The 22,329-nt window shown below is 68.7% G+C and carries 20 protein-coding genes; 11 read left to right on the top strand and 9 right to left on the bottom strand.

Going from position 1 to position 22,329, the window contains the following annotated elements:
- Window position 1 precedes the first annotated feature (1 nt).
- Window positions 2-394: a DUF3052 domain-containing protein gene (locus KXD97_RS27185; protein WP_260758173.1), complete on the bottom strand. Its 393-nt coding sequence runs from the start codon at window positions 392-394 to the stop codon at window positions 2-4.
- 136 nt (window positions 395-530) lie between these two features.
- Window positions 531-1,079 (bottom strand): hypothetical protein, encoded by a 549-nt coding sequence (locus tag KXD97_RS27190; protein WP_260758174.1) that lies wholly within the window; start codon window positions 1,077-1,079, stop codon window positions 531-533.
- A 195-nt stretch (window positions 1,080-1,274) separates the two neighbouring features.
- Between KXD97_RS27190 and aceE the strand changes: the two genes are divergently transcribed.
- The 7 genes from aceE to KXD97_RS27225 all read left to right on the top strand — a co-directional run bounded on the left by aceE (window position 1,275) and on the right by KXD97_RS27225 (window position 10,874).
- Window positions 1,275-4,064, top strand: a complete 2,790-nt coding sequence (gene aceE, locus KXD97_RS27195) for a pyruvate dehydrogenase (acetyl-transferring), homodimeric type (protein WP_260753942.1) — start codon at window positions 1,275-1,277, stop codon at window positions 4,062-4,064.
- 98 nt (window positions 4,065-4,162) lie between these two features.
- A complete protein-coding gene (locus KXD97_RS27200; RefSeq protein WP_260753943.1) occupies window positions 4,163-5,446 on the top strand; it encodes a CdaR family transcriptional regulator in 1,284 nt (427 codons plus the stop codon).
- 149 nt (window positions 5,447-5,595) lie between these two features.
- Complete coding sequence (locus KXD97_RS27205; RefSeq protein WP_260758175.1) at window positions 5,596-6,525, top strand: ACP S-malonyltransferase; 930 nt, start codon at window positions 5,596-5,598, stop codon at window positions 6,523-6,525.
- 70 nt (window positions 6,526-6,595) lie between these two features.
- Window positions 6,596-6,895, top strand: coding sequence for a meromycolate extension acyl carrier protein AcpM (gene acpM, locus KXD97_RS27210; RefSeq protein WP_011893658.1), 300 nt, complete (start codon window positions 6,596-6,598; stop codon window positions 6,893-6,895).
- A complete protein-coding gene (kasA, locus tag KXD97_RS27215) occupies window positions 6,892-8,142 on the top strand; it encodes a 3-oxoacyl-ACP synthase KasA (RefSeq protein WP_260753956.1) in 1,251 nt (416 codons plus the stop codon). Before acpM ends, kasA begins: the two co-directional genes overlap by 4 nt.
- Window positions 8,143-8,171: 29 nt before the next feature.
- Window positions 8,172-9,425: a 3-oxoacyl-ACP synthase KasB gene (gene kasB / locus KXD97_RS27220; RefSeq protein WP_260753957.1), complete on the top strand. Its 1,254-nt coding sequence runs from the start codon at window positions 8,172-8,174 to the stop codon at window positions 9,423-9,425.
- Between the two features lie 15 nt (window positions 9,426-9,440).
- Window positions 9,441-10,874, top strand: coding sequence for an acyl-CoA carboxylase subunit beta (locus KXD97_RS27225; protein WP_260753964.1), 1,434 nt, complete (start codon window positions 9,441-9,443; stop codon window positions 10,872-10,874).
- 11 nt (window positions 10,875-10,885) lie between these two features.
- Here KXD97_RS27225 and KXD97_RS27230 read toward each other — a convergent pair whose 3' ends face one another.
- Together KXD97_RS27230 and KXD97_RS27235 are read right to left on the bottom strand one after the other, a co-directional pair.
- Entirely contained in the window at window positions 10,886-12,424 is a 1,539-nt protein-coding gene (locus KXD97_RS27230) for a glycerol-3-phosphate dehydrogenase/oxidase (RefSeq protein ID WP_260753965.1), read from the bottom strand.
- Window positions 12,421-12,999, bottom strand: coding sequence for a TetR/AcrR family transcriptional regulator (locus tag KXD97_RS27235; protein WP_260753967.1), 579 nt, complete (start codon window positions 12,997-12,999; stop codon window positions 12,421-12,423). Before KXD97_RS27235 ends, KXD97_RS27230 begins: the two co-directional genes overlap by 4 nt.
- 20 nt (window positions 13,000-13,019) lie before the next feature.
- On the opposite strand from KXD97_RS27235, the gene KXD97_RS27240 reads away from it, so the two are divergent.
- Together KXD97_RS27240 and KXD97_RS27245 are read left to right on the top strand one after the other, a co-directional pair.
- Window positions 13,020-14,600: an FAD-binding oxidoreductase gene (locus KXD97_RS27240; RefSeq protein ID WP_260753968.1), complete on the top strand. Its 1,581-nt coding sequence runs from the start codon at window positions 13,020-13,022 to the stop codon at window positions 14,598-14,600.
- Window positions 14,597-15,493, top strand: coding sequence for a diacylglycerol kinase (locus tag KXD97_RS27245; RefSeq protein ID WP_260753971.1), 897 nt, complete (start codon window positions 14,597-14,599; stop codon window positions 15,491-15,493). Before KXD97_RS27240 ends, KXD97_RS27245 begins: the two co-directional genes overlap by 4 nt.
- Here KXD97_RS27245 and KXD97_RS27250 read toward each other — a convergent pair.
- From KXD97_RS27250 to KXD97_RS27270, 5 genes are all read right to left on the bottom strand, one after another.
- Window positions 15,490-16,002 carry a DUF3145 domain-containing protein gene (locus tag KXD97_RS27250; protein WP_260753972.1) on the bottom strand — a complete coding sequence of 171 codons (513 nt, stop codon included), beginning with the start codon at window positions 16,000-16,002 and terminating at the stop codon, window positions 15,490-15,492. The two genes, KXD97_RS27245 and KXD97_RS27250, sit on opposite strands and share 4 nt — an antisense overlap.
- Before the next feature lie 127 nt (window positions 16,003-16,129).
- Window positions 16,130-16,954: a serine hydrolase gene (locus KXD97_RS27255; RefSeq protein WP_260753973.1), complete on the bottom strand. Its 825-nt coding sequence runs from the start codon at window positions 16,952-16,954 to the stop codon at window positions 16,130-16,132.
- A gap of 21 nt (window positions 16,955-16,975) precedes the next feature.
- Window positions 16,976-18,058: a class I SAM-dependent methyltransferase gene (locus tag KXD97_RS27260; protein WP_260753974.1), complete on the bottom strand. Its 1,083-nt coding sequence runs from the start codon at window positions 18,056-18,058 to the stop codon at window positions 16,976-16,978.
- Between the two features lie 88 nt (window positions 18,059-18,146).
- Complete coding sequence (locus KXD97_RS27265; RefSeq protein WP_260753976.1) at window positions 18,147-19,766, bottom strand: LuxR C-terminal-related transcriptional regulator; 1,620 nt, start codon at window positions 19,764-19,766, stop codon at window positions 18,147-18,149.
- Window positions 19,767-19,789: 23 nt separating this feature from the next.
- Entirely contained in the window at window positions 19,790-20,569 is a 780-nt protein-coding gene (locus KXD97_RS27270) for a dioxygenase (RefSeq protein ID WP_260753979.1), read from the bottom strand.
- 35 nt (window positions 20,570-20,604) lie between these two features.
- Here KXD97_RS27270 and KXD97_RS27275 point away from each other — a divergent pair, with 35 nt between their 5' ends.
- Together KXD97_RS27275 and KXD97_RS27280 are read left to right on the top strand one after the other, a co-directional pair.
- A complete protein-coding gene (locus tag KXD97_RS27275; protein WP_260753982.1) occupies window positions 20,605-21,699 on the top strand; it encodes an S-(hydroxymethyl)mycothiol dehydrogenase in 1,095 nt (364 codons plus the stop codon).
- Window positions 21,696-22,325: an MBL fold metallo-hydrolase gene (locus KXD97_RS27280; RefSeq protein ID WP_260753983.1), complete on the top strand. Its 630-nt coding sequence runs from the start codon at window positions 21,696-21,698 to the stop codon at window positions 22,323-22,325. Before KXD97_RS27275 ends, KXD97_RS27280 begins: the two co-directional genes overlap by 4 nt.
- Window positions 22,326-22,329 lie beyond the last annotated feature (4 nt).

A 22,329-nucleotide genomic window follows, 5' to 3' on the forward strand; every position in this document is an offset into this window, starting at 1 on the left:
ACTAGCCGCGCTTGCCGGCGGCCTTGGATTTCGGCTGTACCAACCGGCTGGCGATCCAGTCGCCGAGGTTGGCCGACGAGGTCTGCATCAGGCCCGCAGTCGGAGCGGACTCGGCGATCTCGGCGGGCCGCACGTGTCCGGGCTTGCCCGTCTTCGGGGTGACCACCCAGATGACACCGTCGTCGGCGAGCGGGGTGATGGCATCCATCAGGGTGTCGACAAGGTCGCCGTCACCGTCCCGCCACCACAGCAGCACCACGTCGACGACTTCGTCGGCATCTTCGTCGAGTAGATCGTTCCCGCTCTCATCCTCGATGTCGGCCCGGATGTCGTCGTCGGTGTCCTCGTCCCAGCCCACCTCCTGCACAACCTGATCTTTTTGGATGCCCAGCATTCGGGCGTAGTTCGGGGGATCACCCGCCGACACCGTCGGTCCTCCTTCAGCCGCGTTGGCGCACCGTGCGCTCGGTCACGTTCGAAGTCCTATCGTCGCATGCCCAGCGCTCACAGCAAGCCATGTAGCGGCAGGTTCATCGGTATGCCGCGTCGCATCGGTCCAATGCGGTGGTCTTGGAGGTGTTCAACCGCTCGATCGCGGCGTTGAATTCGTCGGTTCCGTAGTTGCCCGCGATCGACGTCGCCACGCCCCTGGCCGCGTCGACCCAGCTGTTCAGCGCGTCGCGCAGCTCCGGGGTCAGCGGGTCGGAGAGGCTGCCGGCGACCAGGTCGGCGCTGTGGTTGAGCGCGTCGACGGCCGGACCGGCGGTGCGGCCGATGTCGGCGGGATTGTTGTTGAACGCATCGACATAGGTGTTGACCGCACCGATGGCCTCGGCGCTGCTGGAGCTCATCGCCTCGCACGAGGTGCGGACGGCCTCGACGGTCAGCGAGGTCTGCCGCTGGGACTCGCGGGCGCTGGAACTGGCCGCGGACTCCTCGAGCGACGCCGACACCGACGCCCGGTACAGCGGCGCATCCCCCTCGGCGACCGCGGCGTCGCCGTCGGTGACGCTGGTGCACCCGACGACGATCATCGCCAGCGCGGCTAACGCGCCGGTCACCGACGCGGCGAGCCGCATGGTGCGGACGCCCCACCGACCGATCAGCACGGTCTGCAGACGTTACCGGGTCGGCTGCCGGTTCACCCGGCACTTCGGACCCGCTAGTGCGCATCGGGCAGGATTAGACAAGGATGGAAAGCCGCGTACGCGGGAAGCAAGGTAACCCACCGAGCCGAAGCGGACGTGTTTAAACCGCCTAACAAGGAGCGGATGTTGACCACCGAGTTCGTGCGCCAGGACCTGGCCCAAAACTCCGGCAGCGCAGCAGAACCCGACCGGGTTCGCGTGATCAGAGAAGGCGTTGCCTCGTATCTGCCGGACATCGACCCCGAAGAGACCGGCGAGTGGCTGGAGTCTTTCGACGACCTGCTGGACCGGTCCGGTCCGGCCCGCGCCCGCTACCTGCTGCTCCGCATGCTCGAGCGTGCCGGTGAGCAGCGCGTCGCGATCCCGGCACTGACCTCCACCGACTACGTCAACACGATCCCGACCGAGCTGGAACCCTGGTTCCCCGGCGACGAGGACGTCGAGCGCCGCTACCGCGCCTGGATCCGGTGGAACGCCGCGATCATGGTGCACCGCGCACAGCGCCCGGGAGTCGGTGTGGGTGGCCATATTTCGACGTACGCGTCGTCGGCGGCGCTCTACGAAGTCGGCTTCAACCACTTCTTCCGCGGCAAGAACCATCCCGGCGGCGGCGATCAAATCTTCATCCAGGGCCACGCCTCCCCCGGTATCTACGCGCGGGCCTACCTCGAGGGCCGGCTCACCGAGGACAAACTCGACGGCTTCCGCCAGGAGCACAGCCATCCCGGCGGCGGGCTGCCGTCCTATCCGCACCCGCGGCTGATGCCGGACTTCTGGGAGTTCCCGACCGTGTCGATGGGCCTGGGCCCGATGAACGCGATCTATCAGGCGCGGTTCAACCACTACCTGCACGACCGGGGCATCAAGGACACCTCCAATCAGCACGTGTGGGCGTTCCTGGGCGACGGCGAGATGGACGAGCCCGAGAGCCGCGGCCTGGCGCACGTCGCCGCACTGGAGGGCCTCGACAACCTGACCTTCGTGGTGAACTGCAACCTGCAGCGCCTCGACGGCCCGGTGCGCGGCAACGGCAAGATCATCCAGGAGCTGGAGTCGTTCTTCCGCGGCGCGGGCTGGAACGTCATCAAGGTGGTGTGGGGCCGCGAGTGGGACGCGCTGCTGCACGCCGACCGCGACGGCGCGCTCGTGAACCTGATGAACACGACCCCCGACGGGGACTATCAGACCTACAAGGCCAACGACGGGGCCTACGTCCGCGACCACTTCTTCGGCCGGGACCCGCGCACCAAGGCGCTCGTCCAGAACATGACCGACCAGGAGATCTGGAACCTCAAGCGCGGCGGTCACGACTACCGCAAGGTCTACGCCGCCTACCACGCGGCAATGGAGCACAAGGGTCAGCCCACGGTGATCCTGGCCAAGACCATCAAGGGCTACACGCTGGGCAAGCACTTCGAAGGCCGCAACGCCACGCACCAGATGAAAAAGCTTGCGCTGCAGGATCTCAAGGACTTTCGCGACGCCCAGCGCATCCCGATCTCCGACGAGCAACTCGAGAACGACCCCTACCTGCCGCCGTACTACCACCCGGGCCCGGAGGCGCCGGAGATCCGCTACATGCTCGACCGCCGGCGCGCCTTGGGCGGCTTCCTGCCGGAACGGCGGACCAAGAGCAAGGCGCTGACGTTGCCCGGCCACGACACCTACAAGGCCCTGAAGAAGGGGTCGGGCAAGCAGGAGGTCGCCACCACCATGGCGACCGTACGTACGTTCAAAGAACTGTTGCGCGACAAGAACATCGGGCCGCGAATCGTTCCCATCATCCCCGACGAGGCCCGCACCTTCGGGATGGACTCCTGGTTCCCGAGCCTGAAGATCTACAACCGCAACGGGCAGCTGTACACGGCCGTGGACGCCGAGCTGATGCTGGCCTACAAGGAGAGCGAAGTCGGCCAGATCCTGCACGAAGGCATCAACGAGGCCGGGTCGACCGCGTCGTTCACCGCGGTGGGCACGTCGTATGCCACCCACAACGAACCGATGATCCCGGTCTACATCTTCTATTCGATGTTCGGGTTCCAGCGCACCGGTGACGGCCTGTGGGCGGCGGCCGACCAGATGGCCCGCGGGTTCCTGCTGGGCGCGACGGCCGGCCGCACGACGCTGGTCGGCGAGGGCCTGCAGCACGCTGACGGCCACTCGCTGCTGCTGGCGGCGACCAACCCGGCCGTGGTGGCCTACGACCCGGCGTTCGCCTACGAGATCGCCTACATCATCGAGAGCGGCCTGGCCCGCATGTACGGCGAGAACCCGGAGAACGTCTACTTCTACATGACGATCTACAACGAGCCCTACGTACAGCCGGCCGAGCCTGAGGGCATCGACGTCGACGGTCTGTTGCGCGGCATGTACCGGTACCGGGCCGCGCCGGAGAAGCGCACCAACACCGCGCAGATCCTGGTCTCCGGTGTGGCGATGCCGTCGGCGCTGAAGGCCGCCGAGATGCTGGCCGAGGAATGGGACGTCGCCGCCGACATCTGGTCGGTGACCAGCTGGGGTGAGCTCAACCGCGACGGCGTGGCCATCGAGAAGGAGAAGCTGCGCCATCCCGACCGGCCCGCGCAGACGCCCTACGTCACCAAGGCGCTGGCCGAGGCCACCGGACCCGTCGTCGCGGTGTCGGACTGGATGCGGGCGGTGCCCGAGCAGATCCGGCCCTGGGTGCCGGGCACCTTCATCACCCTGGGCACGGACGGCTTCGGCTTCTCCGACACCCGGCCCGCGGCCCGGCGCTATTTCAACACCGACGCCGAGTCGATCGTCGTCGGCGTGCTCGAAGGTCTGGCTCGCGACGGCAACATCGACATCTCGGTGGCGGTCGAGGCGGCGCGGAAGTACGAGATCGACAATGTGCTGGCGGCGCCGGAGCAGACGTCGGACCCCGGAGTCGCGTAGCGACGACATCGGACCCGGAGTCGCGTAGCGACGACATCGGACCCGGAGTCGCGTAGTTGGTTAGAGGTTTCCGCCAAAACCAGGCGTAGATTTTAGGGATGGTTGACAACAACCGGTTCATCCCGCCGCGCTCGACCGTCGACGTGCTGGAAAGCGTGCCGGAGTCGGCGCTGCGCCGGCTCAAGCAGTATTCGGGCCGTTTGGCGACCGAGGCCGTGCACGTGATGGAGGAGCGGCTGCCGTTCTTCGCCGCGCTCGAAGCCAACCAGCGCGCCAGCGTCCAGTTGGTGGTGCAGACCGCGGTGGTGAACTTCGTCGAGTGGATGCGCGACCCGCGCAGCGACGTCAGCTACACCGCCCAGGCCTTTGAGGTGGTGCCACAGGATCTGCGCAGGCGGATCGCGCTGCGCCAGTCGGTGGAGATGGTTCGCGTGACCATGGAGTTCTTCGAAGAAGTGGTGCCGCTGCTGGCCCGTTCCGAGGAGCAGCTCACCGCCTTGACGGCCGGCATCCTGCGGTACAGCCGTGACCTGGCGTTCGCGGCCGCCACCGCCTACGCCGACCAGGCCGAGGCGCGCGGCGCGTGGGACACCCGGATGGAGGCCAATCTCGTCGACGCGGTGGTCCGCGGCGGTACCGGAACCGAACTGCAGTCGCAGGCAGCCGCGCTCAACTGGGACGCGACCGCGCCGGCCACGGTCATCGTGGGCATGCCACGCCCGGACCGGATGGAATTCGCCGGTGACGACGTGCGTGACGTGGCGGCCCGCAACGGGCGCGCGGCGTTGTCCGATGTGCACGGCACGTGGCTGGTCGCGGTCGTGTCGGGCGGTCTGTCGCCGACGGACCGGTTCCTGTCGGATCTGATGAAGGTCTTCGCCGAGGGCCCGGTCGTGATCGGCCCGACCGCCCCCACACTCGGCGCCGCCCACCGCAGTGCCACCGAGGCCATCGCCGGGATGAACGCCGTCGCCGGCTGGGCCGGCGCCCCGCGTCCGGTGGCCGCGCGGGAGCTGCTGCCCGAACGCGCGCTGCTCGGCGATGCGAACGCGGCCGCCGCGCTGGAAGCCGACGTGATGCGGCCGCTGTCGGACGCCGGCCCTGCGCTGGTGGAGACGCTCGACGCCTACCTTGACTCCGGCGGCGCCATAGAAGCTTGCGCACGCAAATTGTTCGTTCATCCAAATACCGTGCGGTACCGGTTGAAGCGGATCGCCGACTTCACCGGCCGCGACCCGACGATTCCGCGCGACGCCTATGTGCTGCGGGTGGCTTCCTCGGTGGGTCGGTTGAACCGTCATGCGCAGTCGACAGCCGTCTCCGCGGTGGGATCCGAGCAGGTCACCGGTGTTGGCTCCGTCACACCTGGAGGCATCTCTTAGGGATAACAGGTTGCGGCGAGGTCTCGATGGAGTCGCATCACATGCGGATTTGTGGACTACCTACAAAAACATAAGACGAGGTTCATAATCTCTTACACCGTTCAAATCCGTCTTCACAATGTTCTCTTAGAGACGTGCCTCAGACGACTGTGCTCGCATTCCTCGCGCCCGGACAGGGTTCGCAGACCCCCGGCATGCTCGCCGAGTGGCTGGAGCTGCCCGGCGCCGCTGAGCGTATCGAGGCATGGTCGCAGATCAGCGGACTCGATCTGGCGACACTCGGCACCACCGCGACGGCCGAGCAGATCACCGATACCGCGGTCACCCAGCCGCTGGTCGTCGCCGCCACGCTGCTGGCCTACGAAGAACTGAGCAAGCGCGGCGAGAACTACGGGCTCGAAGGCCCGGTCGAGGTCATCGCCGCCGGCCACTCGGTCGGTGAGATCGCCGCCTACGCCATCGCCGGCGTGATCACTGCTGACGAAGCCGTTTCGCTCGCCGCCACCCGTGGCAAGGAGATGGCCAAGGCCTGCGCGCTGGAGCCCACCGGCATGTCGGCGCTTCTGGGCGGTGACGAGGCCGAGGTGCTCTCGCGGCTGGAAGCTCTGGACCTCGTCCCGGCCAACCGCAACGCCGCCGGCCAGATCGTCGCCGCGGGCGCGCTCGCCGCCCTGGAGAAGCTCGCCGAGGATCCGCCGGCCCGCGCCCGGGTGCGTCCGCTGGCCACCGCCGGTGCGTTCCACACCCACTACATGGCGCCCGCGCTCGCCGAGTACACCGCGGTCGCCGACCGGATCAATCCCAGCGAGCCCCGCGTCACGCTACTGTCCAACGCCGACGGCCGCCCGGTCTCCTCGGCAGCCGACGCGATGGCCAAGCTCGTCGCCCAGATGACCCGGCCCGTGCGCTGGGACCTGTGCACCGCCTCCATGAAGGAGCAGGGTGTCACGGCGATCGTCGAGTTCCCGCCCGCAGGGACCCTGACCGGCATCGCCAAACGCGAACTTCGGGGGACGCCGACGCACGCCGTCAAGTCCCCCGCTGACCTGGACGGGCTCGCAGAGTCACTGCGCGCCTGAGCCAGGAACATATCCACAGCTCGATCACATCCAGTTGTAGTAACCAAGAAATAGATAGAAGGAGCACCCTGTGGGCGCCACTCAGGAAGAAATCATCTCGGGTCTCGCGGAGATCATCGAAGAGGTCACCGGCATCGAGCCCTCCGAGGTCACCCCGGAGAAGTCCTTCGTCGACGACCTGGACATCGACTCGCTGTCGATGGTGGAGATCGCCGTGCAGACCGAGGACAAGTACGGCGTGAAGATCCCCGACGAGGATCTGGCCGGCCTGCGCACCGTCGGTGACGTCGTCGCCTACATCCAGAAGCTCGAGGAAGAGAACCCCGAGGCCGCCGCTGCCATCCGCGCTCAGATTACGGGCGACAAGTGACCAGACCTTCCACTGCTAACGGCGGTTTTCCTAACGTCGTGGTGACCGCCATTGAGGCCACCACGGCCCTCGCTGCGGACATCGAGAGCACGTGGAAGGGTCTGCTGGCCGGCGAGAGCGGCATCCGGATCCTCGAGGACGACTTCGTCGACAAGTGGGACCTGCCGGTGCGGATCGGCGGCCACCTCGTCGACAACGTCGACAGCCACATGACACGCATCGAGATGCGCCGCATGTCCTACGTGCAGCGCATGTCGTTGCTGCTGTCGCGACGGCTCTGGGAGAACGCGGGCAAGCCCGAGGTCGACCCGGATCGCTTCGCGGTCGTGGTCGGCACGGGTCTCGGTGGCGGCGAGAAGATCGTCGAAACCTATGACGCGATGAACGAGGGCGGGCCCCGCAAGGTGTCCCCGCTCGCCGTTCAGATGATCATGCCCAACGGTGCGGCGGCGGTCGCCGGTCTCGAACTGGGCGCCCGGGCCGGGGTCATCACCCCGGTCTCGGCGTGCTCGTCGGGCTCGGAGGCCATCGCCCACGGTTGGCGCCAGATCGTCATGGGTGACGCGGACTTCGCCGTCGTCGGCGGCGTGGAAGGCGGCATCGAGGCACTGCCCATCGCGGCGTTCTCGATGATGCGTGCCATGTCGACCCGCAATGAGGATCCTGCCGGTGCTTCGAGGCCGTTCGACAAGAATCGCGACGGCTTCGTCTTCGGCGAGGCCGGCGTCCTGATGATCATCGAGACCGAAGAGCATGCCAAAGCCCGCGGCGCCAAGCCGCTGGCCCGGCTCATGGGTGCCGGTGTCACGTCGGATGCGTTCCACATGGTGGCTCCCGCGGCCGACGGCCTGCGGGCCGGCCACGCGATGAAGCGGGCGCTGGAGACGGCAGGCCTGTCCCCCAAGGACATCAGCCACGTCAACGCGCACGCCACCGCCACCCCGATCGGTGACACGGCCGAGGCCAACGCCATCCGCGTCGCCGGAGTGGAGCACGCAGCGGTCTATGCGCCGAAATCGGCGCTGGGCCACTCGATCGGCGCCGTGGGCGCTCTGGAGTCCGCGCTGACGATCCTGGCTCTGCGTGACGGTGTCATCCCGCCGACGCTGAACTACGAGACGCCCGACCCCGAGATCGATCTCGATGTCGTCGCGGGCGAGCCTCGATACGGCGACTTCCAGTACGCGATCAACAACTCGTTCGGCTTCGGCGGCCACAATGTGGCTCTGGCCTTCGGTCGTTACTGAACCGATCGAGAGAGGACTCGCGAATCAGCATGGTTTCGCCGACAACAGGTAACGGGCTGCCCGACGTCGTCGTCACCGGTATCGCGATGTCCACCAGCGTGGCCACCGACGCTGAAGGGACCTGGAAGGCGCTCCTGGACGGTCAGAGCGGAATCCGCAGGCTCGAGGATCCGTTCGTCGAGGAGTTCGACCTTCCGGTCCGCATCGGCGGTCACCTGCTGGAGGACTTCCAGTCCGAATTGGACACGGTCGAACTGCAGCGGATGTCCTATCCGCAGCGGATGGCGACCGTGCTCGGCAGGCGGGTGTGGGAGAACGCCGGCTCCCCCGAGGTGGACACCGAGCGGTTGCTGGTGTCGATCGGGACCGGCCTCGGCGGCGCCGAAGCTCTGGTGTTCGCCTATGACGGCATGCGGGAGCAGGGCGTGCGCGCGGTGTCCCCGCTGGCCGTGCAGATGTACATGCCGAACGGCCCGTCTGCCGTGATCGGCTTGGAACGGGGCGCCAAAGCCGGTGTGGTGACCCCGGTTTCGGCGTGCGCCTCCGGCTCCGAGGGCATTGCCCAGGCGTGGCGCAACATCGTGCTCGGCGAGGCCGACATCGCGATCTGCGGAGGCGTCGAGCAGCGCATCGAGGCGGTGCCGATCGCCGGTTTCGCACAGATGCGGATCGTGATGTCGACCAACAACGACGACCCCGCCGGCGCGTGCCGCCCCTTCGACAAGGACCGCGACGGGTTCGTGTTCGGGGAGGCCGGCGCGGTGATGGTCATCGAGACCGAGGAGCACGCCAAGGCTCGGGGCGCGAAGATCCTGGCCCGACTGATGGGTGCGAGCATCACCTCCGACGGTTACCATATGGTGGCGCCCGATCCGAACGGTGAACGGGCCGGTTACGCGATGACGCGTGCCATCCAGCTCGCGGGCCTCAAACGCACCGACATCGACCACGTCAACGCGCACGCCACGGGCACCAGCGTCGGCGACGTGGCCGAAGGTAAGGCCATCAACAATGCGATGGGCGGCCACCGCCCGGCCGTCTACGCCCCCAAATCCGCGCTCGGCCATTCGGTCGGCGCGGTCGGCGCGGTCGAGTCGATCCTGACCGTGCAGGCGTTGCGGGACGGGATCATCCCGCCGACGCTGAACTTGAAGAATCTTGATCCCGAGATCGACCTCGATGTGGTCGCAGGTTCACCGCGGCCGGGCAATTACGAGTACGCGATCAACAACTCATTCGGATTCGGCGGGCACAATGTCGCACTCGCCTTCGGGAAGTACTGACAAGCAGGAGAACACATGACGACCCTGGAGAACGGGCTGGCCCCCGAAGCAGTCAACGAATCGCTCGACCCGCGCGACCCGCTGTTGCGCCTGTCCACTTTCTTCGACGACGGCAGCGTCGAGCCACTGCACCAGCGGGACAAGTCCGGTGTGCTGGCCGCCGCGGGCACCGTCAACGGTGTGCGCACCATCGCGTTCTGCACCGACGGCACCGTGATGGGCGGCGCCATGGGCGTCGACGGCTGCAAGCACATCGTCGACGCCTATGACGTCGCCATCGAGGAGCAGAGCCCGATCGTCGGCATCTGGCACTCCGGCGGCGCGCGGCTGGCCGAGGGCGTCAAGGCCCTGCACGCGGTCGGCCTGGTATTCGAGGCGATGATCCGGGCCTCCGGCTACGTCCCGCAGATCTCGGTGGTGGTCGGTTTCGCCGCCGGGGGCGCCGCGTACGGCCCTGCGCTCACCGACGTGATCGTGATGGCCCCCGATAGCAAGGTGTTCGTCACCGGCCCGGACGTGGTGCGCAGCGTGACCGGTGAGGACGTCGACATGGTGTCCCTGGGCGGCCCGGAGGCCCATCACAAGAAGTCCGGCGTGTGCCACATCGTGGCCGACGACGAGCTCGACGCCTACGAGCGCGGCCGTCGCCTGGTCGGGTTGTTCTGCCAGCAGGGTCATTTCGACCGCAGCAAGGCCGAAGCCGGCGACACCGACCTCAAGGCGCTACTGCCCGAGTCGGCGCGACGCGCCTACGATGTGCATCCGCTCGTGGAGGCTCTGCTCGACGAGGGTGTCCCGTTCGAGGAGTTCCAGTCCCGCTGGGCGCCGTCGATCGTCGTGGGCCTGGGCCGGCTGGCCGGACGCACCGTCGGTGTGATCGCCAACAACCCGCTGCGCCTGGGCGGCTGCCTGAACTCCGAAAGCGCGGAGAAGTCAGCCCGTTTCGTGCGGCTGTGCGATGCGTTCGGCATCCCGCTGGTGGTCATCGTCGACGTGCCCGGCTACCTGCCCGGTGTGGACCAGGAGTGGGGCGGGGTGGTCCGTCGCGGCGCCAAGCTGCTGCACGCGTTCGGTGAGTCGTCGGTGCCGCGCGTCACGCTGGTCACCCGCAAGATCTACGGCGGCGCCTACATCGCGATGAACTCGCGGTCGCTGAACGCCACCAAGGTGTTCGCGTGGCCCGAGGCCGAGGTCGCCGTGATGGGCGCCAAGGCCGCGGTCGGCATCCTGCACAAGAAGAAGCTGGCCGCCGCCGCCCCCGAGGAGCGCGAGTCGCTGCACGAGGCGCTGGCCATCGAGCACGAGAAGATCGCCGGCGGTGTCGATTCCGCGATCGAGATCGGCGTGGTTGACGAGAAGATCGACCCCGCGCGCACCCGCTCGAAGCTGACGCAGGCGCTGGCCGAGGCGCCGCTGCGCCGCGGCCGCCACAAGAACATCCCGCTGTAACCGGGCGAGTTTCAGCGGGCCGGCGACAGCATCTCCTCGGCGGCGGCCATGGCACGCTCGCGATCTGGGGCCACCAACCCGATCCTGGTGCGGCGGTCCAGAATGTCGTCGACGGTGAGCGCCCCTTCGTGGGTGACCGCATACTCGAATTCGGCCCTGATCACGTCGATGCCGTCGGCGACCGGATCGGTGGGCCGCTCGCAGGTGGCCCGGGCGATCACGTTCGGTGCTTCGGCGCCGTACCGCGCCACCAGCGAACCGGGCAGATCGGTCGAAGATCGCAGCGTGGCAACGGGATTGGCGGGTGCGCCGACGAGCGGCAGGTTGCGGGTGCGGCACACGCCCGCGGCAAGCCCGCGCAACTGCACCGCACGGTCGACGACATCCTCGGCCATGTACCGGTATTCGGTGAGCTTGCCGCCAATGACGGTGAGCACGCCCGACGGCGACTCGGTGACCGCGTGCTCGCGGGAGATGTCGGACGTCCTGCCGGCTCCCGTGTCGATGAGCGGACGAAGGCCTGCGTAGGCGCCGATCACGTCCGCCTCTGTCAGCGCCGCATCCAGCGCCGTGTTGACCGTGTCCAGCAGAAACCTGACCTCCCCGGGGGTGGGCTCCGGCACGTCCGGAATCGGGCCGGGGGCATCCTCGTCGGTCAGCCCCAGGTACACCCTGCCCAGTTGTTCGGGCATCGCGAACACGAACCGGTTGATCTCACCCGGAATCGGAACTGTCAGCGCGGCAACCGGATTGCCGAATTTCGCGGCGTCGAACACCAGGTGCGTGCCGCGGCTCGGGCGCAGCTTGATCGAGTCGTCCACCTCCCCCGCCCAGACACCCGTCGCGTTGACGACAGCGCGGGCCGACACCCGCAGGGACTCCCCCGTCGTGCTGTCGGTGAGCGTCACCGCGTCGCGGGACGCGTCCGACGCCGCGACCCGGGTGAGTACTCGGGCGCCGTGCTGGGCGGCGGTACGCGCCACGGCGGTGACCAGCCGGGCGTCGTCGATCAGCTGTCCGTCGTAGGCGAGCAGCGCTCCGTCGAGCCCTTCCCGCGCGACGGTCGGAGCCAAACCGACGGCGCGGTGCGCGTCGATCCGACGCGACCTGGGCAGCGTGTCCGCCGGGGTGCCTGCCAGCCTGCGCAGACCGTCGCCGGCGGCGAAGCCGAACCGGACCAACGCGCGGGACGCCGTGTTCATCGACGGCAGCAGCGGAACCAGCTGCGGCATCGCATGTACGAGGTGGGGCGCGTTGCGGGTCATCAGGATTCCGCGTTCCACGGCGCTGCGCCGGGCGATGCCCACGTTGCCGCTGGCCAGGTACCGCAGCCCGCCGTGCACGAGTTTGGAGCTCCAGCGGCTGGTGCCGAACGCGAGGTCGTGTCGCTCCGCCAGCACCACCGACAGCCCGCGTGTGACCGCGTCGAGCGCGATACCCGCGCCGGTGATGCCGCCGCCGATCACGACGAGGTCGACGGGCGCGCCTTCCCCGAGCTGCGCGAGTTCGGCGGCCCGGCGTGCGGCGTTCAAAGCAGTTGCGCCACTCATGGTTTCAGATATCCGTTCAGAGAGAGTGCCAGCTCGCGGTTGAGTGCGTCGTTGTCCAGCAACTCGGCGACCATCTGCGCCGACTGGATCGTCGACTGGGTGATCAGCAGGCACATCGCGGCCATCCCGCGCGGATCCCCGGCCCGGATACTGCCGTCGTCCTGACCGGCTTTGATCGCCTCGGCCAGTGCGTCGATGAGAATCTGCTGGCTGGTGCCGAGTCGGTCGGCGATGTAGGTCATCGCCAGGCCCGGCGCGTTGCGGATCACCGACTGCACGATCACGTCGGCGCGCAAATGGTCTGCCACGGCCACGACGCGTCCCACCGTCGCCTCCCGGTCGGCTCCGCGGTCCGGGATCGCCTCCAGAACGCCGGCGATGCGCACGGTGAGCAGTTCGGCGATCACCCAGCGGATGTCGGGCCACCGCCGGTAGATCGTCGGCCGGCTCACCCGGGCCCTGCGCGCGATCTCGGTCATGGTCGTCCGTTCCACCCCGAAAGCCAGGATGCACTCGGCAGCGGCGTCGAGGATTCGCTGCTCGACGCTCGCATCAGAGTTACGGATTGACATCATCTGTAATACTGTAACTCATGATGCAGTGGAATGCGTGGGGCGACCCCGCGGCGGCCAAGCCCCTGTCCCCCGGTATCCGGTCCCTGCTCAGCCAGGCGCTCGGCATCGACGGCGATCCTGTCGACGAACCCACCCTCGAGCAGGTTCGGTTGCGTCCGTCGGCGCTCTCCCGGGCCGACCGGGACGGTCTCGCCGCGATCGTCGGCGAAGAAAACCTGATTCTCGACGACCGCGAACGCCTTCTGCGCGCCGGCGGCAAGTCGACCTTGGATCTGTTGCGGCGCAGAGATTTCGGAGTGCAGGACGCCCCGGACGCGGTGCTGGCGCCCGGCGGCGACGACGAGATCGCCGAACTCCTGCGGTTCTGCTCGGACCACAGTATCGCGGTCGTCCCCTTCGGCGGCGGCACGAGCGTCGTCGGCGGCCTCGACCCCGCCCGGGGCGACTTCAAAGCCGTGGTGTCGGTGGATCTGCATCGACTCGCCGAGCTGCACTTCCTGGACGAGGTCTCCTGGGAAGCCGAACTCGGGGCGGGCCTGACCGGGCCCGACGCCGAGCGGTTGCTCGGCGAGCGCGGCTTCTCGCTGGGACATTTCCCGCAGAGCTTCTGCTTCGCGACCATCGGCGGATTCGCTGCGACCCGCTCGTCAGGTCAGGATTCGGCCGGCTACGGACGTTTCGACGACATGGTGCGCGGGTTGCGTGCCGTCACGCCGGCCGGCGTCCTCGACCTCGGGCGGGCGCCGGCTTCGGCAGCAGGCCCGGACCTGCGTCAGCTGCTGCTCGGGTCGGAGGGCAGCTTCGGGATCATCACCCGCGTCCGCGTGCGGGTGCATCCGGTGCCGGAGGCCACCCGGTTCGAGGCGTGGTCGTTCCCCGATTTCACCACCGGCGCCGACGCGCTGCGCGCCGTCGCCCAGACCGGTACCGGACCGACCGTGATCCGGCTCTCCGACGAGGCCGAGACGGGGGTCAACCTCGCCACCACCGAAAGCATCGGCGAGCAGACAAGCACCGGCGGCTGCCTGGCGATCACGGTGTTCGAGGGCACCGAGGCCCACGTCGCGAGCAGACATGCCGAGACCCGGGACCTGTTGGCCGCCAAGGGCGGTACGTCGCTGGGCGAAGGCCCGGCACGCGCCTGGGAACACGGCCGGTTCAACGCGCCGTACCTGCGCGACGCGCTGCTGTCGGCCGGGGCGCTGTGCGAGACGCTGGAGACCGCGACCAACTGGTCCAACGTGCCGGCGGTCAAGGCGGCCGTCACCGAGGCGCTGACGAGCTCGCTGGCCCAATCCGGTACGCCCGCGCTGGTGATGTGCCACATTTCGCATGTGTATCCGACGGGCGCGTCGCTGTACTTCACCGTGGTCGCCGCGCAGCGCGGAAATCCGATCGAGCAGTGGCGCACGGCCAAGACCGCCGCGTCCGACGCGATGGTGCGCGCCGGGGCCACCATCACCCATCACCACGCCGTCGGCACCGATCACCGGCCGTGGATGCGCGCCGAGGTCGGCGATCTCGGCGTGACGGTGCTGCGGGCTGTCAAGGCCGCCCTCGACCCGGCTGGAATCCTCAACCCGGGCAAGCTGATTCCGTGACCCGCTCCCGGGTCACGGTGCTGACCAACCCGGCCTCGGGGCACGGCAGCGCCCCGCACGCCGCCGAACGCGCGATCACCAGACTCCACCACCGCGGTGTCGACGTCGTCGCGATCGCCGGCCGCGACTCCGCCCACGCCCGGCAGCTGGTCGAAGGAGCGCTCGAGCGCGGCATGGACGCGCTGGTGGTCGTCGGCGGGGACGGCATCATCTCACTGGCACTGCAGGTGCTCGCGCAGTCCGGCATCCCCCTCGGCATCGTCCCGGCCGGCACAGGCAACGACCATGCCCGCGAGTTCGGCATTCCGACCAGAGACCCGGAGGCGGCGGCCGACGTCGTCGTCGACGGCATCGTCGACACCGTGGACCTCGGCCGTATCCGCGGTGCCGACGGCACCGACCGCTGGTTCGGCACCGTGATGGCCGCCGGCTTCGACTCGCTGGTCACCGACCGCACCAACCGAATGCGCTGGCCGCACGGCCGGATGCGCTACAACCTCGCGATGGTCGCGGAGATCTCGAAGCTGCGACTGCTCCCGTTCCGGCTGAGCTTCGACGGCCGAGAGGTGGACGCCGATCTGACGCTGGCGGCGTTCGGCAACACCCGAAGTTACGGGGGCGGGATGAAGATCTGTCCGGACGCGGACCCGCGCGATGGCCTGCTGGACGTGACCATGGTGGCGTCCGCGTCGCGGACCAGGCTGATCCGGCTTTTTCCCACCGTGTTCAAAGGCACCCACGTACACCTCGACGAGGTGAGCACCGCCCGGGCCCGGACCGTCACGGTGGCCTGTCCCGGTATCAATGCCTACGCCGACGGTGAGTACGTTTGCCCGCTGCCCGTGGAGGTGTCGGCGGCGCCGGGCGCGCTGCAGATCCTGCGACCCGGCTAACCCACGCCCCTGCTGAGCCAGCTGACCTCGGCGCCCTCGCCGCCGTCGCGGTATGCCTCCAGCGCATCGTCCCACGCGGTGCCCAGCACCGAGTCCAGCTCGGCGGCGAGCACGTCGGCGCCCGACGCCATCAGCGCGCGCAATCTCATCTCGCCGACCATCACGTCGCCGTTGGCGCTCATCGCGCCGCTCCACAGCCCGAGCTGCGGCGTGTGGCACCAGCGGTGCCCGTCGACACCGTGGCTGGGATCCTCGGTCACCTCGAAGCGCAGCACCGACCACGACCGCAGCGCGTTCGCCAGCGCGGCGCCGGTGCCGACCGGACCGACCCAGTTGGTGACGGCGCGCAGTTGACCGGGCATGGCCGGCTGCGGGGTCCACTTCAGATTCGCCCTCGCATTGAGGGTCGACGACAACGCCCACTCGACATGCGGGCACACCGCCGCGGGCGACGCGTGGATGTACACCACGCCCGTCGTCGCGTCGGCGAATTGGTTCGCTGCACGCATCTGTTGCTCCTTCGGTTCCACGAGGGACGTCTTCCCCAACGACCTGGTGGTTTCCGAACGGCACAGAACGAGTGCGGATGAAGTTGTGACTTGCGAGTCTATTGTGCCTCGTGAGACGCCTGTTGCGCTAGTCCGGCCCGTACTCTCTTAGGACTTCATCAGACAGTGCGGGCATCACCGGGTGCGCCCACTCCCCGAAGCGGCGGTCGGTGAGCACGACCAGCGCCAATGCGGCGTCCGGATCGACCCACAGGAACGTGCCGGTCTGACCGAAATGACCGTAGGTACGGGGCGAGTTGCCGGCCCCGGTCCAGTGCGGCGATTTGCCGCCGCGGATCTCGAAACCCAGTCCCCAGTCGTTGGGACGCTGCACGCCGAAGCCCGGCAACACACCGTCGCGACCCGGGAACTGCACGCTGGTCGCCTCACGGTGCATCTGACCGGACACGAGCGCGGGCGTGAGCAGCTCGCCGGCGAACGCCACCAGATCGTCGACGGTGGAGGTGACCCCGTAACCGGCGGCCTCGATCCCGCCGTCGAGGGTGGTGTCGCCCATTCGCAACGGCGCGAAGACGGACTCGGCCAGGTAGGCGGGGAATGGGATCGACGACTGCGCGGCGAGGGTCTGGGCGAGCACGGTGAAACCGTGATTGGAGTAGACCCGTCGCGTGCCGGGCCGCGCGATCACCTTCGACGAGTTCATCTCGTAGCCGGCGGTGTGGGCCAGCAGGTGTCGCACCGTCGCGCCCGGCGGGCCGGCGTCGCCGTCGAGTTCGATCGCCCCTTCCTCGACGGCGACCTGCGCGGCACGGGCCACCAGCAGTTTGGTCACCGAGGCCAGCGCGAACCGGTGGCCGGTGTCGCCGTGGCGGGCCAATACACCGGACGGCCCCACCACCGCGGCAGCGGCAGTGGGGACCGGCCAGTCGCTCAGGACCTCGAGTGCGCTCATCGCTCCCGAGCGTAGCGAGGGCTATTTCGTGGCGATGTAGTAGAAGTTAATCGGATCCGACTCGATCTCGCGGACCTGCACATCGCCGAACCCGGCGTCGGTCAGCATCGACGTCGCCAGCTCCCGACCCCAGCAGGTGCCGAGCCCGTCACCGCCGAGCCCGAGCGACACGCTCATGCAGTGCATGGTCGACACGGTGTACAGGTACGCGGCGAACGGCACCCCGACGTTGTCCTCGACCCGGCTCGACGACTTGATGTCGACCATCAGGAACGTCCCGCCCGGCCGCAGCGCGCGGTGGATGTTGGCCAGCACCCGGCCCGGGTGGGCCTGATCGTGGATCGCGTCGAACGCGGTGATGACATCGAACGCCTCGGTCGCGTCGTAGTCGGCGACGTCGGTGGGCGTGAACGTGGCGTTCGTGAGCCCCAGCCGCTGCGCCTCGGCCGCGCCGGCGGCCAGTCCCTCGGCGGAGAAGTCGAGACCGACGAAGCGGCTGGCCGGGAACGCCGCCGCCATCACGTTGACGGCATGGCCGCTGCCGCAACCGAAGTCGGCCACGTCGGCACCGTCGCGCAGGCGCTGCGGAACTCCCTCGGCCATCGGCAGGATCACGTCGATCAGCGCGGCGTCGAAAACCTCTCCGCTCTCCTCGGCCATCAGGGTGTGGAAGCGCGGATATTCGGCGTAGGACAGCCCGCCGCCGTGACGGAAGCAGTCGATGACCTTCTGCTCGACCTCGCCGAGCAGCGGGATGAACTGTGCGACGCGCGCGAGGTTGTCCGGGCCGGCGGTGCGGGTGAGCACCGCCGCGCGGTGCGGCGGCAGCGAATAGGTCTGCGCGGCCGCGTCATAGTCGACGATCCGGCCGGCCGTCACACCGCCGAGCCACTCCCGGACGTAGCGTTCGTCGAGTCCGGCCGCGTCGGCGATCTGGGTGCTGGTGGCCGGCGGCAGGTCAGACATCGTGTCGAACAGCCGGGTCTGGTGGCCGATCGACAGCAGGATCGCGATGCTGGCGGCGTCGATGGAGCCGACGACGCGTCCGGCGAATCCCTCAGTGGTCTCGGCGGCGATCGCCGGATTCTCATTCAGTGTGGTCATGGGAGAAAACGGTAGGCCGCCAACGGCGCGGCCGGTATCGGTCGAACCATGCGTTTCGGGGGTCCGGCGATGGTGCAGATGATGTAGATCAGCGGTCATCGGTCGCCACGCCGTGCTGGAACGCCCAGCTGGCCGCCGCGGTGCGGGTGTTCACCCCGAGCTTGGCGTAGATGTTGGCCAGATGTCGGCCCACCGTCTTGTCGGACAGCTGCAGCTGCTGGGCGACCTGCCGGTTGGTGGCGCCATGGGCGATCCTGGTCAGCACGTCGAGTTCCCGGCGGGTCAGTCCACCCGGGGCCGGCGCTCCGCAGATGCCGGCGGATTCGACGCCGAGCTGCGCGTAGATGGCGTCAGCGGTCGCCGCATCGGCCGCGGCCCCGTCGTGGTCACCGAGCCCCCGCCGCGCCAGCGCCATCCACTCGTACACTTCGGCCGTCTCGTACCGGGACTGCGCAAGGCGGTACTCGCGCAACGCGATCTGCAGATGTCCCAGCGCCTGGCCGAACGCTCCGCGACGCACCGCCACGGCACCGCGGGCGTGGGCGGACCAGGCCAGGAAGCCCGGCGTGCCGAATGCGACCGCATCGGTTTCCAGTTCCCGGCAATAGCTTTCGGCCTCGTCGAGCGCGTCCCGGCCCAACGCGATCTCGACCGCGGCGCGCAACAGCGGCACCCGGGACAACCGGTCACTGCCCGCCAGCGCGATGCGGATCGAGGTCCACGCCCCTGCGTGGTCACCGCGCCGGCACGCCAGCAACGCCTCACCGGGTTGCGGGTCCAGGCCGAGCGCCCGCGCCTGCGCGAAAGCCCTTGCCGCACCGTCTAACTCACCTTTGAGACGACGCACTTCGCCGAGCTGGTAGTAGCCCTCGGCGGCGGCCCACGAGTTGACGTCCGCAAGCGCACGGCTCGCCGTACCCAGCCGCTCCTCGAGCTCCCGGTAGTCGCCCGCGGCCGCCTGCACCTGGAGCCGGTGCACATCGCACACGCCGCCGTAGGGCACCGATCCCGACACCCCGCAACACCGCTCCATCGACTGGGTCCACGAGCGCATCCTGGGCAGATCTGCGAGTTTGTGGCAGTGGTGGAGCACGATGCAGTAGATGTCTCCGGCCCACTCGATCGGCACCTGGTCGGCCAGCAGCGGCAGCATCGCCTCGTCGATCAGCGCGTATCCGTCGGTGGTGCGCGCGTGCACAATCGCTTCGATACCGGCGGCGATCAGCCCGAGCGCGGTCACCGCGGGTGCGTCGAGGCGCTCGCTCATCGCCCGCAGCGCCCGCACGTGCTCCGCCAGCGCGTCCAGGTCGTAGGTCATCGCCGCGACGACGGCGTCCAGATAGGCCAGGTAGCCGTGGGCCACACTCTCCTCGGCGGCGGCCAGCAGCCTGCGCGCCCGGCTCATCCAGCCCTGCCCGATGTTGAGGTCGCCGCGCACGAGCCACGCCAGTGCCAGGTCGTTGGCCTTCATCGCGGCGGCATTCGGGTCGGTGCGGGTCAGCTCGGTGAACACCCGCTCCGCGGCACGGCTGGACTCCTTGATGTGCCCCAGCCGCCAGGCCGCGAACGCGAACGCGTCGAGGTCGTCGGTGGGCAGCGGCGCGTGCCGCCCGGCCCGTTCGAACGCCTCGTAGCTCGCGGCCCAGTCCCGCCGCCGGTGCGCTTCGCGGGCGGCAGACAGCAGGTCGAGTCGGCTGTCGGTGAGCATCTCAGCATTCACCGTAGCCCTGATCAGCCCAGTTCGACCGACCGTTTCGCCAGACCCATCCAGTAGCCGTCGATCACCTGTTTCGGCGCCGCGCCGGGATCGTCGGACGCACCGAGCGCGACGAACAGCGGAGCGAAGTGTTCGATCGTCGGATGCGCGTACGGCATGCCCGGCGCCTGGTGGCGGAAGTCGACGAGCGCGTCCACATCGCCGGCCGCCAGCCGCTCACGGGCCCACGCGTCGAACTCGACCGACCAGCCCGGCGGCACCGCGTTCGGCCTCGGGTCGTCGAGGAACGGCAGACCGTGGGTGGTGAAGCCGGACCCGAGGATCAGCACACCGTCGTCGCGCAACGGTCGCAGCCGGTTCCCGAGATGCAGCAGCCGCTCCGGATCCAGGGTGGGCAGCGAGATCTGCAGCACCGGCACGTCGGCCGCCGGGTACATGACCGTCAGCGGGACGTACGCGCCGTGATCGAGCCGGCGGTCGGGGTCATGGTGCACAGGCTCGGTGGAAGGCATCAACTTCGCGACGGCGGCCGCGACGTCCTGCGCCCCGGGCGCGTCGTAGGTGACGTCGTAGTAGCGCTCGGGTAAGCCCCAGAAGTCGTAGGTCAGCGGCGTGCGGGGATCGGTCGAACCGATGGTCAGCGGCGCGGCCTCCCAGTGCGCGGAGACGACGAGGATCGCCGACGGGGCGGGCAGGCGGGCGGCCCAGTCCGCCAGTTGCGACACCCACAGCGCGTCGTCCACCAGCGGCGGGGCGCCGTGGGAGAGGAATGCGACGGGCATGCGGTCGGACATGTCCCCACTCTGCCTGACCCATTAGGGTCGAGACCATGACTCAGACTGTGCGCGGTGTGATCGCTCGGGCCAAGGCTCAACCGGTCGAGGTGGTGGACATCGTCATTCCCGATCCCGGCCCGGGTGAAGTGGTCGTCGACATCCAGGCGTGCGGGGTCTGCCACACCGACCTGCACTACCGGGAGGGCGGGATCAACGACGAGTTCCCGTTCCTGCTCGGCCACGAGGCGGCAGGTCTGGTGGAATCCGTCGGCGAGGGCGTCACCCACGTGGAGCCCGGCGACTTCGTGGTGTTGAACTGGCGCGCGGTGTGCGGACAGTGCCGGGCATGCAAGCGCGGTCGCCCGCATCTGTGCTTCGACACCCACAACGCGGCGCAGAAGATGACCCTGACCGACGGCACGGAGTTGACCCCGGCGCTGGGTATCGGCGCGTTCGCCGACAAGACGCTGGTGCACCAAGGCCAGTGCACCAAGGTCGATCCGGCAGCCGACCCGGCCGCGGCCGGTCTGCTGGGCTGCGGGGTGATGGCGGGTGTGGGCGCGGCGATCAACACCGGCGCGGTCACCCGCGACGACACCGTCGCGGTGATCGGGTGCGGCGGCGTCGGTGACGCGGCGATCGCCGGCGCCAGGCTGGTCGGTGCGAAGAAGATCATCGCGGTCGACATGGACAACCGGAAGCTCGACTGGGCCCGGGAGTTCGGTGCGACGCACACGATCAACGCCGGCGAGCTGGATGTGGTCGAGACGATCCAGGACCTGACCGACGGCTTCGGCGCCGATGTGGTGATCGACGCGGTGGGCCGTCCCGAGACCTGGAAGCAGGCGTTCTACGCCCGCGATCTGGCCGGCACGGTGGTGCTGGTCGGGGTGCCGACCCCGGACATGACACTGGAGATGCCGCTGATCGACTTCTTCTCCCGCGGTGGGGCGTTGAAGTCCTCCTGGTACGGCGACTGCCTGCCCGAGCGTGACTTCCCGACCCTGATCTCGTTGTATCTGCAGGGCCGTTTCCCGCTGGACAAGTTCGTCACCGAACGCATCGGCCTCGACCAGATCGAAGACGCGTTCCACAAGATGCACGCCGGCAGCGACGATGTAGTGCTGCGCTCGGTGGTGGTGCTGTGAACGGCGGACCGATTCAGCGACTGGTCACCAGCGGAACATTCGAACTCGACGGCGGCAGCTGGGACGTCGACAACAACATCTGGATCGTCGGCGACGACAAGGAAGTCGTGGTGTTCGACGCGGCCCACACCGCCGAACCGATCATCGAGGCCGTCGGCGGCCGGCACGTGGTGGCGGTGGTCTGCACGCACGGCCACAACGACCACGTGACCGTCGCCCCGCAGCTCGGGCAGGCGCTCGACGCCCCCGTGCTGCTGCACCCCGCCGACGAGGTGCTGTGGCGAATGACCCACCCGGACAGCGATTTCCGCTCCGTCTCCGACGGAGACACGCTGCGGGTCGCAGGCACCGAACTGCGTGCTCTGCACACCCCCGGGCACTCCCCCGGTTCGGTGTGCTGGCACGCCCCGGAACTGAACGCGGTGTTCAGCGGTGACACGCTGTTCCAAGGCGGGCCGGGCGCGACGGGACGCTCGTTCTCCGACTTCCCGACCATCCTGGAATCGATCTCGGGCCGGCTCGGGAAGCTGCCCGGGGACACCGTCGTCTACACCGGTCACGGCGACTCCACGACCGTCGGCGACGAGATCGTGCACTACGACGAATGGGTGGCCAGGGGGCACTGAGCCG

It is taken from the genome of Mycobacterium sp. SMC-8, from assembly GCF_025263565.1.
Lineage (GTDB): Bacteria > Actinomycetota > Actinomycetes > Mycobacteriales > Mycobacteriaceae > Mycobacterium.